Source organism: Priestia sp. YIM B13552 (genome assembly GCF_042787775.1).
In the GTDB taxonomy this organism is placed as follows: domain Bacteria; phylum Bacillota; class Bacilli; order Bacillales; family Bacillaceae_H; genus Priestia; species Priestia megaterium_E.
This window is the reverse complement of record NZ_JBHZOU010000001.1, coordinates 786990-800695: the sequence shown is the minus strand read 5'-3', so window position 1 is coordinate 800695 and position 13706 is coordinate 786990. Positions and strand designations below refer to the sequence as shown.

The window sequence follows — 13706 nt, the reverse complement described above, 5'->3', positions numbered from 1 at the left end:
TTACGTAAGGGTTCATAATGCTTTTGCTTTTTTATGTAAACGGGTACAATATGAGTAAGGAGGCCTTTGTATGATTGAAAAACAAGCAGTTGGTGAAAAAGCAGCACAATTTGTTGAAGATGGAATGATTGTAGGGCTAGGGACAGGTTCAACAGCTTATTATACAATTGTAAAACTAGGTGAACGAGTAAAAAATGGATTACACATCAAAGCGGTTCCTACTTCTCAAAAAACAGAAGAGCTGGCAAGGAAACTAGGTATTCCCATTGTTACTTTAGCAGATGTTGAATATATTGATATAGCAATTGACGGAGCAGATGAAGTAGATAGCGAACTTTCTTTAATTAAAGGAGGAGGAGGCGCGCTGCTTCGAGAAAAAATGATTGCGTACGCAGCGAAGCGGTTTATCGTGATTGCAGATTCTAAGAAAATAGTGAAGACGCTAGGAGCTTTTCCTCTTCCTGTTGAAGTTATACGTTTTGGCTGGGAAATGACGGCGAAGCACATTCGCAGTGCAGGTTGTGTACCGCAGCTTAGGCTTTTAGATGATCATACGCCGTTTATCACCGATAACGGAAATTACATTCTAGACTGCCATTTTTCAGAAATTGAAAATCCTGCTGAGTTGGAAAAACAGCTGATAAGGATCCCAGGCGTAATAGAAAGCGGTTTGTTTGTAGGTATGACGGAGGAAGTCATTACCGTACAAAACCAAGATGTTCATATCATAAAAAAATAGAAGCTTTGGCGTCGGGCCTAGGCTTCTATTTTTTAATTGGAAAGAACGTTCCAATTTTTCTCTAATTGATATATGTATTGAGACGCGTTCAGTACATTTGGATGAACGAAAGTATCAATTGTTTTTTGCGGACAAGCAAATCCGTATAATGAAAAAATGATAAGCTTGCTATGCTCGATTGGTGATACAACGTGAGATAAACAGCGATAAGAAGGATTTATTAAGCTTTTTACCATCTCATGGATATCTTCTTTGTCGTAAAAATCGACTTCAATTTCCGTCTTTACTAAATAACGGCTTTCAATGGCGCTGCTTCGGTAATAATTGTAGCGTGCTCCTATGAAGTAGGACGGATCTGATGTTGAAACGTCCAAATTCGTATATGTTTGATCCTGCTTGCTTTTATAAAAAATAGAATCATGAGTATGCTTCATGAATTCTTGATAAGTTGTTCCATCTTCCCACAGAGCTAGAATACACGCATCTGTTTCATCTTCCACGTTCCAACCCCCTAATTGGCCAATGAAACCATTCACGTGTGCAAGAGCAGCCCAATGCTGTTGCGTATATGAAAAAGATGCTTTTTTATCAGTCGGTATGCTGCATTTCACAATTTTTGTCAACATTCTCCCATCACCTCAATTAATTACTTCGATAAATGAAGGAAAAATCCTTCTAAAAAGAGGAAAATCATAGACATATCCCCCCTTTAAAAGCCATACATTTCAAATAGGACAATGTTAGGGAAAGAAGGGGAAATGAATGAAAGTTTTTCGTGCAAAAGCCTGTCAATCTCCTATGCGAAAAGGCTGGTCAATTATGTTTCAGCATCCGTTTAAAAAAGATGAAAGAGGAAGATCCCACCCGTTTGTTAAACGGTTTATGTATACAGAGCAACACGATGAAATTGACATTCTGGTTGAAGAGATGAATGAACTGCTGAGAGTACAGGATTTTTGGACAAGTACTGCAAAAGGAAGAGCAAAAGCAAGATATGATGAACGAGTAGTGAACGCTTTTTATAACGATATTGAAAAAAGGACGAGCGAACAAATTGACAGCGAGTATGAGTACATTCATGTAATCGGAGAACAAGGAAGCGGCAAAACAGCCTTAATCCGCCAGCTTCTTGGTATAAAAAAGGAATGTGGCTTTCTAGGAATAGGCAGTAAAGGCGCTTATTCTGCTACGTATAAGGTGAAGGATTCCCAACACTATGAAGCTGCCGTCTCTTTTTTTACGCGAAGTGAAGTGCAAAGGAAATTGGAGAATATCCTACTAAAAAGCGCTGAAGTGTATGCTGAAGGAGGCACGGATTATGACTTGGTCTTTGAGTTGTTACACGGAGATTCCTCTTTTAATCTGCGCGCTCTTTTGGGAGATATCCCATACAAAGCCCGTTATTTTAATGATGATGTTCCTTTAAGAATGAGCGACGAAAATAGTTCATTCAAACAATTTGTAGATGCAATTAAACGAGAAAGTGAAATAGTAAAAGACGCTGTTGATCAAGAAGGAAGAGATTTTGCAGAGGGATGGCACAAGCGGCTTGAATGCAGGAAAATCACCGAGCAAATGCTTCTTGCAATCGAATCCCGGTTGAAAGAATACAAGGAAGGAACATGGGAAATAGGAGAAGACGACTGGCCAATATCCTGCCGTCTCATAGCAAAAGAGCTGTCTTCCTTTGGGGCGCTAACAAATGAAGAAGAAGAAAATAACGGACGTCTTATTTATCCATTGTTTCGTAGAATTGAAGTTTGCGGCCCTTTTTCTTTTAAAAAAGGAGTAGCGATTTGCGAGCATGCGTGTTTTGAATATACGAGCACCATCCACGATTCTTTTAAACAAGCAGCTTCTATTTTATACGTACATCATGGGCTTAAAGAATTAGATATTCAATTTCTTCAACAGCTCATCGTACATGGTCACGGTGCTAAGGTAAACGTTTGTGTTACACACGGAGATTTGCTGACCTCTCCAAGCTGCCGTACGGATTATGCTAAAAAACATGCCATGGCTAAAATGATAGATTATGGGCTTAAAAGCGTTTCACCTCTTATGAAAAAGCAGCTTCACTATTATTTAACAGTAGGGAATACGACTATTTTAGAACGTGTACACGAGGAATTCAAAGAGAGTCACCTTCTGTATAAAGACTTAAAGGCAGCTTTAGTATCAGAAACGAGAAAAAAGCAGCAAGAGCTGCATCCTATTTATTTAAACTTGACTGTCTCTCAGGCTTTTTATGAAGCGATGGAGTCGCTAAACATTCCTTATATGGATAGAGAAACATGTTTGAACATTTCCTTAGGAGAGCATGAAGGGCCTGTGCCAGTCATTGCGTCCGCTTTTATTTCATCTGTCTACGAGCATTTTCTAATCCAGCCGTCTGGGTGGTCAAGTACCTATCATTCGGTCACCGACCGACAGCAGGTTATTCAAGAATTGGCAGGTGAGTTTGCATCCGTTGTTTATTCCTATTTCAACGAACAGCTGCTTGAAAAATCTCGTAATGACTGGCTCGCTCTTTATAAACAAAAAGAAGACGATCAAGCCTACAAATATAGCAGACTGATAGAAAACGTAATTCCTGTCAAAAATGATATCTATCAGCAGCAAATTCTTATGAGAACGGTTTATCAGCTGATTAAGTATGTCATAGAAAAGAAAGACGGCGTACTGGTTCATTAAGGAGTCAAGGCGCGACTTAAAAAAGGTTTATCAATAAAAAAACAGAGCCTGAAATCAGGCTCTATTAGCGTTTAGAAATAGCAGTTAAAGTATTAGGTCCGGCAATGCCGTCCACTGCTAGCTTATTGTCTTTTTGAAAATTACGTAGAGCTGCTTCCGTATTAGCACCAAAGATACCGTCCGTGCCTTTTGTATCATAGCCAAGCGACGTTAATTTCTTTTGAAGAGCTTGAACATTGCTGCCTTTGCTTCCTTTTTTAAGCGTTTGTTTTGTGTTAATTGTTGTATCTGCCGGTGGATTTGTTGGCTTTGGATTTGTTGGGTTTGTTGGTGTCGTCGGGTTCGGTTTCGTTCCTGAACTTCCTAAAGCTTTATATGTTGATGGGCCAACAATGCCGTCAGCCGTTAAGCCGTGGTCTTTTTGGAACTTACGAACAGCTGAATCTGTATTAGCACCGAACACACCGTCCGTACCTTTTGTATTATAGCCAAGTGAAGTTAGTTTCTGCTGAAGTTCTTTAACTGCATTTCCTTTGCTGCCTTTCTTTAAAACAGTTCCTGTAGAAGGAGCTGGAGTAGAACCTGAGTTTCCAGAAACGTTGTATCCGTTTGCTGCTGCAATGTCATTAAATGATTTAGAAGAAGTTGTAATCACAACCGGTGTACCGACGGTCACTTTACTAAATAACCATGCGACTTCTTCATCGTACATACGAACACATCCGCTGCTTACATATTTGCCAATGGAAGCAGGATTGTTATTTCCGTGAATAGCATACGTCGTGCCGTATGTACCTCTCGCATTTAGACCTAGCCAGCGATTGCCAAGAGGGTTTCTAGGATCTCCACCAGGAATGTTCCCTGAGTAATAAGGGCGATTGACAATTTTATTCACTACTTTGAAATGCCCTTCTGGTGTAAGAGACTGCGTGCGCCCTGTTGCGACTGAAAACGTTCGGACAAGTGAACCATTTTGGTAATAAGCGAGTTTATTTGTTGCTTTGTTAATGATAATTAAATGAGATGGTGTTGAAGCAGCTTCTGTTTTTGGAACTCCTACAAACAAGCAGGCTAGAGCTAAAATAGCCGCTATGAGTACGATTGTTGTTCTTGATATTCTATTTGCCATGTGCTGCGCCTCCTTAGGCTGCATTAATGAAAAACGTATGGTGCGGCAGTGCTATAAATTCTTCACTAATAAAATAAAAGACGAATAGCTGCATTTTCTATACCTGTATGTATGCGCTTAATAAGGAAATCATTAAGTAGAAAGACTTTACTAGCGGGAATTTATAATAATAAGAATAACTAAGTTTTTCTTGATGTTTTGCATAATTTTACTAATATAAGTTTACTAATCTAGCGGATTTATATTTACATAAGCAGCACATCCTTTCCAGTTCTTCATTTTCGTGTAAAGAAATGAAAGCGTTATACAGATTGTTTTGTAATCATATTGTAACATAGTTGTATTTTTTATACCATAAAAAGACATAAAATAGTATAAAAATACTTTATATGGGTTTTATGTACAAAAAATTCAAAAGTTCAGGAGAACGAAGCTATTATTAGATATACGAAACTGGAAAAGAAGTATGCGTAGTTTTGCGGAAATAGATAAATATTCTTATTCGAATATAGGGAGGAACAGAGTAAAAAAACTACTTGCAAAGAGACAAGTAGTTTTTAAACCGTTATTTTTGAGCATACATTACAACAAAATTAAAAAATTTATAAATGCAATCCACTGTGCTGAACCCGCTTGCTGTTAACCAATTTAACTGATCATGTAAAGTTGCCATTTTATCTAACTTCGTACGTTCATGAGCAGCCTCAATTTGCTCATGAGTTAATCCGCTTGCGGCAATTCTTTCACTCCAGTCTTTTTTATATAACTCTTCAATAATAGAAGAATGGCCTAATACTTGATCGGCATTAATAAATATTCCTCCTGTATGCAGCAAATTATGAATTTGTTCATACAGCTTTTGTTTTTGTTTGTCTTCTAAATGATGGATAGCAAGTGAAGAAATCACAATATCAAATGAGTGCTCAAATTTGTAGCTTGTTATATCTGATACGATAAATTCTATATGCTGTTCATTTTTAAAGCGTTCCTTTGCTTTTTCAAGCATTTGATCTGAGACGTCAAGCAACGTGAAATGCGCATCTGGGTACTTTTCTTTAACAAAAGAAGAAAACAAGCCTGTACCTGCTCCGATATCAAGTATGCGAAGCGGCTTTTTTGAAAAGTGAAGAAGCGAAACGGGAATAGAATAAAAATCAAAAAAACAAGGAATGAGTTTGCGGCGCTGCTCATCATACTGAGAAGCATGAGCATTAAATTTTTCTTTAACGTTATTTTTCATTTTTACAGCTCCTTTATTTGGTAATATTGAGATACATATATCGTATAGAAGTTTGGTAGAAAAGAAAATAAACAAAAATAAGCAGTATTGATTCCAGTTTGTTATGAATAGAAAGAGATGGAGAGAAGAAAATGGAGATCAAATGGTTAAAAACATTCATCATAGCAGCTTCTTATGAAAATTTCAGGCAAGCGTCTGAAGATTTATTTTTAACGCAGCCTGCTGTATCAAAGCATATTCAGCGACTGCAGCAAGAATTAGGAGATGAGCTTTTTGAAAAAAAAGGTAAATATATCGCGCTGACTGAGGCAGGCCGCTTTTTTTTGCCTCATGCTCAAAAAATGGTGAGGGCATACGAAGAAGGAGTAGGAGATTTTAAGTTATGGAAGCAAGGATATAACCGAAAATTGACTATATCCGCTGCTCCTCAAATAGCAGCATCTGTTTTACCAAGCCTCATCAAACAATTTGTAGAGAGATATCCCCATATTGAAGTCACGGTTAATATCACAAATTCGTTTCAAGTGGGAAAAGACATCAGCGACAGAAGGTCAGATATTGGATTAACAAGGATGCTTCCGGGTCAGGCAGACGTTTTTTATGAGTTAATTCACAAAGAAAAAGCAGTCTTAGTTGCCCCGTTTTCTGCAGAGGCACGTACGGAACAGGAGCTGTTATCTTCCTACCGGCTGCTTACGAATAATCATCCTGTTTATTGGGAAGATTTACTCCTTCAAATCAAGGCTTGTTATCCTCACATTCAGCTGCTTCCTGTGACGCAAGTAGAAATTACAAAGCGCTTTATTGAAGAAGATTTAGGCGTATCTTATTTGCCATTTTCTATGGTGAAAAAGGAAGTTGAAAATCAAACGTTAAGCGTCATTTTACAGCAAAAAATTATCCGGCCTTCTTCACACACGTATATCGTAACAAAAGGGGAAACAGAAGAAATAAAGCAGTTTAAGCACTTTGTAGCTGAGACCTTAACAGAAATGAGCTGAAATAATACCATAAAAAGGAAGGGGAGATGACGATGTATATATTGATCATGCTAGTAGGAGCAGCAGTCGTAGTAGATTTTATTTTAAGAAAAGTGCTTGATATACCTCGCAGCAAATTTTGGGGCCAATATGAGTATGAAAGTCTAGCTTTACAACGTTGGGATAAATATGTAATGGTAGCTTTTGTTCTTTTTCTGATATTGGATATGATTTTTATGGTTGTAGAGCCTTATATCGTATCTTTCCTATTCTTAGTCGTGAATATTTTGCTGAAAAGTATAGATGAATGGAAATATAAACAAGAAACAAAAGAATACGTAACAAGCTTTGTACAGATGGGATTCTTCTTTACGGCTTTTGTTCTATTAGCCAGCGGAAGGATATAGAAAAAGAGGTGAGACATAACTACATTAATCCAATCTAAAAACGAACAAATTGGATACCTGAGCTGAAACGCTTGTGACACCGCTGTTGATTTCCGTGCAAGGCTTCGCTTTCCGCGGGCGGCTGGTGAGCCTCCTCGTCGCTTACGCTCCTGTGGGGTCTCACCTATTCCGCTTTTCCCGCAGGAGTCTTCGTCTTACCCTCCAATCAACAGCTAGAAGCAGTTAAACGTATGAACTCTACGTTCACCATAACAATAAAAAATTCGAACAATCAATTGTTTCGATTGATTGTTCGAATTTCCCTTCAGCTATTTTGTCCGAGCCTCTTTATATTATTTGAAAATATGATCAATGTCTTTAATTTCGGAAGAAGTGAGCTGAACAGCTAATGTTTTTAAGTTATCAAGTACTTGCTCAGCGCGTTTTGCTCCTGGAATTAATACATCAATTGAATCGCGGGTTAAGTACCAAGCCAGAACAAGATGAGCTACTTCTACGCCTTTTGCGCTAGAGATTTGACGAAGACGCTCTACTTTTTCTAGATTTTGCTGAAATGCTTCCCCGATAAAATGAGGCATATCTTCGCGCAGGTCATTAAACTTTGTGTTTTTATCATATTTCCCAGCAAGTAAACCAGCAGCTAGCGGAAAGTATGGAATAAATGAAATATGATTTGCAGCCGTATAAGGTAAAATATCGTTTTCTGCTTCTCGCTGAATTAAGTTATATTGGCCTTGTACCACGTCTACATAACCATCTTTATTTGCTTCTTTTAACTGATCTAACGAGAAGTTTGATACGCCAATAGAACGGATCTTTCCTTGATCTTTTAATTCTTTTAACGCACCGACCGCTTCGTCTTTAGGTGTGTTTTTATCTGGAAAGTGAATATAATATAAATCGATATAATCTGTTTGAAGGCGTTTTAAGCTATCTTCAACCGACTGTTTTAAAAATGCAGGAGAATTGTCTAGCAGTACTTCATCTCCAACAATTTTATGTGCTCCTTTTGTAGCGATCACCGCTTCTTCACGATTTCCGCGTTCTTTTAGTACTTCGCCAATTAATTCTTCAGAACGTTTAGGACCATAAATGAACGCTGTATCAAGTAGGTTTATGCCATTATCTAGCGCCTTATGAACAAGGTCTTTGCCGACTTCTTCGTTTAGGTTAGGATATAAGTTATGTCCTCCTACAGCGTTTGTTCCAAGTCCAATAGGGTTAACATATAATTCGGATTTTCCAATCTGCACTTTTTCTGCCATGTCTAACGTCCATCTCCTTTTTTATATCTTCTTTTTTACTATAGCAAAATATACCATGAATCGAAAATAGTACGCTCATATGAAAAGCAGCTTTAAAAAAATATGTGAACTTGAGTTACATGTAAATAAGGAGTATATTCTACAGGGCTCTATTTCAATAGCAGAAATAAAAAAAGAACCTCTTTTAAATAAGAGACTCTCTTTTAGTCATGGTAATATGATAGCTTTTTGACAGCTGAAATGTTTCAGCGAGCTGCCTGCGTCCTTGCGCTCCTTGTTCGCGCACATAGTCTAATTCGTTTGGTGTAAGAAGCTTCATGCTAATCAGTTTAATAGATTCGTAAGGTAAAGAGAGGCTAGCTGAAACAGAAGGAGACTGAACGCCTAGCAATACACCAATTTCTCCATTTTCATTTACAAAATGAGATGGTACGTCCAAATCAGTAAATTCAATTGAAAGAATATCGTGCTTCATAAATAGTTCTAGCATATTAGGGTGAGCGGCAGCATTTTGACTCATTTGATAAAGAAGGTCAAATGCCCAGTGATCCTGAATATCAGATAAAGGTCCGCGCAGAGATTCATCATCGCATTCGATATAGAATTCTAAACCTTTTCCTTGCTTTCGGCTCTTTTCTTCGGGGGATTGAAACGGATCGGACAAGCCGTCGCTTGCTAAAATAACCGTCTCTGTTTTTTGGACGCGAATAAATGTTTGACGTCCAGATGGCCAAGCAGGCCCGCCAAAAAACATGGGATTTAATAAATGAGTTAATACATCTCCGTCTACATGTCCAATTGTGTTCCAGTAGTCTTTTCTTTTTGAGATTGATTCCTCAAGAACACGCTCTGCTTCTTTTTCCTGCTTCTTTTGCTTCCACTTTAAAAATAATGACAAGTATCCCACACCTCTTTACGACTTCATAGTACCCAATATATACCTCATTAAGGGAACTCGTAAACCATTATTTAGTGCATGAAAGTAAATTATCCCTTTAAATTATAAAATTTCCAAAGTTTTCTTAGGAGATTATAAAACTTTGTCTTTAATAAATCAGTTGAAAAATCAAATAAGCCACATAGACGGCCTGTACGAAAAATAAAAAACCCCAAAAGCGTGCTGAAAGATGGGTAAGCTGCTTTAAACTCGTAGCATCACCTGCATCGTTTGGATATTTGATGCTTAACACAAAAATAATAAAGGCAGAAAATAGAGATTCTACAAGTAACAGCGCACCAACAAACATCATGCTGTAGCGCGTAAGCAGTGGGTCTTGTAAATAATAAATACCTCCGAGGATCAAACCGATAGAAAAAAGCCATACAATTCCGTATCCGTTCCGTACCCAAAGCAGTAAATTAATAACAACAACACTTCCTAACCCGTAAAAAAGCCAGTCGTAGTGATGGTGAACGAGCAGGTAGAAAAACAAATAAGCCATTGCCGAGCTGAACGGGTAGCCGGCTAAAGCAATAATGACGCGCGGCAGCCATCCACGAGATCCTGCGTAGGTGGCAGTCACAGCTACGCCTTCATTATTAGTATAAAGCTCAATGCGATTGACGCCTTTTCCGACAATAAGCCCCATTAACGCGTGGCCATCTTCATGAAACATCGTATTTAAATTTGAAAAATAACGTCCAATATGCCGAAGCAGCTGATTAATGCTAGGAGCAAATGAACCTATAAATGGAATGCCTCTTGTTAGCACAAAAGCTAATAAAATAAATAAGAAAAGCGTAGTAGATTGTTCCATCGCGATAGTCCTTTTCGTAAAATGATATGTTTCTACTTTACTCGCAAACGTGCTAAAAGGGAAATGAAACGGTTAGTTTCTCTAGGAAAAGAGAAGCTGGGAGATTTACATAATATTAATGTTAATAGACCTGACACATTCATTGACCAGCTTATTCCAAATTTTATATTCTAAACAGATATAAGAAATGAGGAGATGGTTGAATGAAAGATACGTGGAACGCATTTGTAGACAGTGATCTTTACGTACCTCCCACGGGAACGGGAATGTTAAATAACTTGAGTTTTGCTTTAAAAGACGTATTTGATGTACAAGGACATATATTAAGTGCGGGAAATCCAGATTGGCTCGCCACGCATCAGCCTGCAAGCGAGCATGCAGACGTAGTAGCCGCTCTTTTAAAAGAAGGAGCCGCACTAAAGGGAGTTACGCATACTGACGAGCTTATGTACGGATTAAATGGAGAAAACGTGCATTACGGAACACCGGTAAACCCAAAAAGCGCAGATCGAATTCCAGGAGGTTCTTCGAGCGGATCAGCGGTTGCTGTCGCAGCAGGAATAACTGATTTTGCGATTGGAACAGATACGGGAGGATCGGTTCGAATTCCTTCGAGCTACTGCGGTATTTTCGGGTATCGTCCTTCTCACGGACGCATTTCTACAAACGGTCTGATTCCACTTGCTCCAAGCTTTGATACAGTGGGTGTAATGGCTAGAGACGGCCACACTCTGCAAAAAGTAGGAGCGGTTTTATTGAATTCAACGTCGCGTGCTAGTGGATTTACACGGCTGTATGTACCAACAGATGTGATGGAACTTGTGGATGAACAAAGCATGCGAGCTCTTGCGCCGTCTATCAACCACGTAATGAAGTCTTTCTCTACTATAGAAGAGATAGCGATTGCTCCTCAGGGTTTTTCTACATATATGGAAACCTTCCGTTTGCTGCAAGGAAAAGAAATCTGGCAAACGCACGGAGAGTGGATTCAAAAAGAAAATCCAACCTTTGGAGAAGACATCGGAAGCCGCTTTCAATGGGCGAGCACTCTTACATTATTAAATATGAATTATATAGAAGAAAAGCGTCGTGAACTTCGCTATTTTATGTACTCACAGCTTGGGGAAGAAGGAATATTAGTACTTCCTACAGCTCCAGGACCCGCGCCTGTAAAAGATGCAAAAGGACCGGAGTTAGAAAACAGAAGATTGCGAACACTTCAAATGACGTGTATTGCCGGTCTAAGCGGTCTTCCACAAGTTACGATACCTGCAGGAGAACTAGACGGTTTGCCAATCGGCTTATCTTTTATTGCAGGATACAACCAAGATGAAAAATTATTAAATTGGGTAAAAGAAAACAGCGGTCGTATCATTCAAGCATCGGTAAGGAGCGTATCATGAAGTTAGTAAATATAATAGAGCAAGGGAAAGAACAAGCAGCCATTTTAGACAATGACAGCATTCTGCTTATAGAAGATATTAATACTAAATATTTAACAAACTGGTCTACAACGATTTGGGCTCTGATTCAATATAAAGAACTTCGCCACCTTGAAACATGGTACGCCCATAATAAATTTGGTATGAACAGCTCTTTTCCTGTAATGCACTTGCAGGGCAGAAAAACAGCTCCTATCATTAGTAATCCGTCGAAATTATTAGGCATTGGGTTTAATTATGCCGCTTCTGAAGAAAAACTAAAAGACTACGACCGTGCCATTGATCCAGTTAGTTTTTTAAAACCCGCAACCGCCATTATTGGACCAGACGACAGCATTCGTATTCCAAAGCAGTCCTACAAAACAACGGCTGAAGCGGAACTAGCGGTGGTAATCGGCGAAACGTGTAAGGATATAGAGCCAGATGAAGCCATAAACGTAATTGCTGGTTATACGTCAGCCATTGACGTAACCGCAGCTGATATTCATGCGGCGAATCATCGCTACTTGATGCGAGCGAAAAGCTTTGATACCTTTTGCAGTATAGGCTCAGAATTTATCACAAAAGAAAGTATATCAAACGTAAAATCACTTCAAGTGCGCACATTGCTAAATGGAGACATGCAGCATGAAAATACAGTGTCTAATATGATTTACGACATCGCATACTGTGTTTCATTTTTCTCAAAAGTCATGACGCTGCATCCAGGTGATATCATTCTAACAGGAACGCCGGGACCGGCTGTTATTGAAGACGGGGACTCTATTGAATGTCATATTGAAGGGATGCTTCCATTAAAAAATAAAGTAAAAGATATGAAGAAAGTGCCTCAGCAAATCTAGCAGCGTAGCCCCTGTTTTTGCAGGGGTTACGCTGCTGTTTACTTCGAAACTGGAAGCGTTTGTCCGCTGTCTTTTTTTGGAATGGGAAACGCACCCAAAAATAATGCGTTAGTAAGCAGAAATTGTTTGAACAATAGATGAAACATTAAAGGAATCAATGTTCCCATTACTATGTACAAAAAGACAGTAGATATGCCAGTATATTTTTCTATTAAAATAGTAACCGGTACGTGCAAAAACATAATGGTAAACGAGGATCTTCCTACGTATTCGAAAGGTTTACTCCACTTTGTTAAGCTCATTTTTTTGCTTATGTATACAAGGATGCTTGCTGCGCAAAGAGGAATAATCAAATCAAGCAGCCATGTATAAATGTTTGCTTTAATATCTAATGTATAAGAAAGAACGTTGAGCTTTTCTAAAGCTACAATCAATAAGATGATCAAGCTGCTCAACATTACAGTGCTTTTTCTCTCAACAAACGAAAAAGCTTGTCTGCTGTAATATCCAATTGCGTAATAACAAATGGATAGCAAAACGGAATTGGCGCTCCATATAATGTTTTTTTGCTGAAGAAATGGAAAGCTGACATAAATATGAGCGATAAAATAGCATAGAGCTAAGAAAAGAACCATTGAGCTTTTTCTTTTAATCAGTAGAGCTGCATAGGCAAAAATAAGGTGAGTTAAGAATAAACAAGTGACAAACCAAAAAACGCCGTAATAATATCCGAGAGTTCTCCCGCCAATACATAAATGGTAGATGTTCAGTAACACTTCCCGAACATTAAATGTTTGAAGAAAAATAAGGGCTGCTATTAACAGGCCAAAAGAAAAATAAGGAACGAGTAAACGCATCCATTTTTTCAAAATCCATTCTCGTACTTCTTGTATTCGAGAACGTGGGTGAAACAGATAGCCGCTAATCATAAAAAAGAGAGGCATGTGAAACCAAAAGAAATAATGATGAAAAAAAGGGCTGCCAGAATGTCCTGCCACTACTGTAAGGATACATAATCCTTTTAGCGCATCTAGCCATGAATGGTGTTTGCTCATTAAGCTTTCATTCCTTTAATAAGTAAATTAGTTCCTGCTATATTATCTAATTCTCTGTAAAAAAGAGCAATAAAAATTTACTTCACTCTTCTTCATAATGAGTTCATATTGATTGTCTATACTAATAAAAAATATAATCGTATCGCTGCAGGAGAC

General features: G+C 38.4%; 13 protein-coding genes. 6 read left to right on the top strand and 7 right to left on the bottom strand.

The features are described 5' to 3' along the window. Positions 1-70 precede the first annotated feature (70 nt). Positions 71-739: a ribose-5-phosphate isomerase RpiA gene (rpiA, locus tag ACFX40_RS03935; RefSeq protein WP_377254257.1), complete on the top strand. Its 669-nt coding sequence runs from the start codon at positions 71-73 to the stop codon at positions 737-739. A 32-nt stretch (positions 740-771) separates the two neighbouring features. On the opposite strand, the gene ACFX40_RS03930 is transcribed toward rpiA, so the two are convergent. After that, positions 772-1365, bottom strand: a complete 594-nt coding sequence (locus ACFX40_RS03930) for a YdbC family protein (protein WP_377254254.1) — start codon at positions 1363-1365, stop codon at positions 772-774. A 136-nt stretch (positions 1366-1501) separates the two neighbouring features. Between ACFX40_RS03930 and ACFX40_RS03925 the strand changes: the two genes are divergently transcribed. Then, positions 1502-3433, top strand: a complete 1932-nt coding sequence (locus ACFX40_RS03925; protein WP_377254251.1) for a hypothetical protein — start codon at positions 1502-1504, stop codon at positions 3431-3433. Positions 3434-3497: 64 nt separating this feature from the next. Here ACFX40_RS03925 and ACFX40_RS03920 read toward each other — a convergent pair whose 3' ends face one another. Both ACFX40_RS03920 and ACFX40_RS03915 read right to left on the bottom strand, forming a co-directional pair. Continuing rightward, entirely contained in the window at positions 3498-4562 is a 1065-nt protein-coding gene (locus ACFX40_RS03920; RefSeq protein WP_377254248.1) for a L,D-transpeptidase family protein, read from the bottom strand. Between the two features lie 565 nt (positions 4563-5127). Continuing rightward, positions 5128-5802 carry a class I SAM-dependent methyltransferase gene (locus ACFX40_RS03915; protein WP_098332396.1) on the bottom strand — a complete coding sequence of 225 codons (675 nt, stop codon included), beginning with the start codon at positions 5800-5802 and terminating at the stop codon, positions 5128-5130. 131 nt (positions 5803-5933) lie between these two features. Between ACFX40_RS03915 and ACFX40_RS03910 the strand changes: the two genes are divergently transcribed. Next, on the top strand, positions 5934-6803 hold the full coding sequence (locus ACFX40_RS03910; RefSeq protein ID WP_377254245.1) for a LysR family transcriptional regulator: 870 nt from the start codon (positions 5934-5936) through the stop codon (positions 6801-6803). A 32-nt stretch (positions 6804-6835) separates the two neighbouring features. Next, positions 6836-7189 (top strand): DUF4181 domain-containing protein, encoded by a 354-nt coding sequence (locus ACFX40_RS03905; RefSeq protein WP_286127988.1) that lies wholly within the window; start codon positions 6836-6838, stop codon positions 7187-7189. Positions 7190-7521: 332 nt separating this feature from the next. On the opposite strand, the gene ACFX40_RS03900 is transcribed toward ACFX40_RS03905, so the two are convergent. The 3 genes from ACFX40_RS03900 to ACFX40_RS03890 all read right to left on the bottom strand — a co-directional run bounded on the left by ACFX40_RS03900 (position 7522) and on the right by ACFX40_RS03890 (position 10211). After that, positions 7522-8454: an aldo/keto reductase gene (locus ACFX40_RS03900; protein WP_098248566.1), complete on the bottom strand. Its 933-nt coding sequence runs from the start codon at positions 8452-8454 to the stop codon at positions 7522-7524. A gap of 184 nt (positions 8455-8638) precedes the next feature. Next, positions 8639-9361 carry a suppressor of fused domain protein gene (locus ACFX40_RS03895; RefSeq protein ID WP_272767574.1) on the bottom strand — a complete coding sequence of 241 codons (723 nt, stop codon included), beginning with the start codon at positions 9359-9361 and terminating at the stop codon, positions 8639-8641. 139 nt (positions 9362-9500) lie between these two features. After that, positions 9501-10211 (bottom strand): M50 family metallopeptidase, encoded by a 711-nt coding sequence (locus tag ACFX40_RS03890; RefSeq protein ID WP_028407712.1) that lies wholly within the window; start codon positions 10209-10211, stop codon positions 9501-9503. Positions 10212-10414: 203 nt separating this feature from the next. Here ACFX40_RS03890 and ACFX40_RS03885 point away from each other — a divergent pair, with 203 nt between their 5' ends. Together ACFX40_RS03885 and ACFX40_RS03880 are read left to right on the top strand one after the other, a co-directional pair. Beyond that, entirely contained in the window at positions 10415-11614 is a 1200-nt protein-coding gene (locus ACFX40_RS03885) for an amidase (protein ID WP_377254241.1), read from the top strand. Further along, positions 11611-12495 (top strand): fumarylacetoacetate hydrolase family protein, encoded by an 885-nt coding sequence (locus ACFX40_RS03880; protein WP_377254238.1) that lies wholly within the window; start codon positions 11611-11613, stop codon positions 12493-12495. Before ACFX40_RS03885 ends, ACFX40_RS03880 begins: the two co-directional genes overlap by 4 nt. Positions 12496-12533: 38 nt before the next feature. On the opposite strand, the gene ACFX40_RS03875 is transcribed toward ACFX40_RS03880, so the two are convergent. Next, on the bottom strand, positions 12534-13550 hold the full coding sequence (locus ACFX40_RS03875; protein ID WP_377254235.1) for an acyltransferase family protein: 1017 nt from the start codon (positions 13548-13550) through the stop codon (positions 12534-12536). Between the last annotated feature and the right edge of the window lie 156 nt (positions 13551-13706).

Bases quoted from the DNA above. Each gene is read 5' to 3' on its own strand.
- ACFX40_RS03930 (WP_377254254.1), bottom strand. From the start codon at position 1,365: ATGTTGACAAAAATTGTGAAATGCAGCATACCGACTGATAAAAAAGCA.
- ACFX40_RS03875 (WP_377254235.1), bottom strand. From the start codon at position 13,550: ATGAGCAAACACCATTCATGGCTAGATGCGCTAAAAGGATTATGTATC.
- ACFX40_RS03885 (WP_377254241.1), top strand. From the start codon at position 10,415: ATGAAAGATACGTGGAACGCATTTGTAGACAGTGATCTTTACGTACCT.
- ACFX40_RS03905 (WP_286127988.1), top strand. From the start codon at position 6,836: ATGTATATATTGATCATGCTAGTAGGAGCAGCAGTCGTAGTAGATTTT.
- rpiA (WP_377254257.1), top strand. From the start codon at position 71: ATGATTGAAAAACAAGCAGTTGGTGAAAAAGCAGCACAATTTGTTGAA.
- ACFX40_RS03900 (WP_098248566.1), bottom strand. From the start codon at position 8,454: ATGGCAGAAAAAGTGCAGATTGGAAAATCCGAATTATATGTTAACCCT.
- ACFX40_RS03920 (WP_377254248.1), bottom strand. From the start codon at position 4,562: ATGGCAAATAGAATATCAAGAACAACAATCGTACTCATAGCGGCTATT.
- ACFX40_RS03890 (WP_028407712.1), bottom strand. From the start codon at position 10,211: ATGGAACAATCTACTACGCTTTTCTTATTTATTTTATTAGCTTTTGTG.
- ACFX40_RS03910 (WP_377254245.1), top strand. From the start codon at position 5,934: ATGGAGATCAAATGGTTAAAAACATTCATCATAGCAGCTTCTTATGAA.
- ACFX40_RS03925 (WP_377254251.1), top strand. From the start codon at position 1,502: ATGAAAGTTTTTCGTGCAAAAGCCTGTCAATCTCCTATGCGAAAAGGC.
- ACFX40_RS03880 (WP_377254238.1), top strand. From the start codon at position 11,611: ATGAAGTTAGTAAATATAATAGAGCAAGGGAAAGAACAAGCAGCCATT.
- ACFX40_RS03915 (WP_098332396.1), bottom strand. From the start codon at position 5,802: ATGAAAAATAACGTTAAAGAAAAATTTAATGCTCATGCTTCTCAGTAT.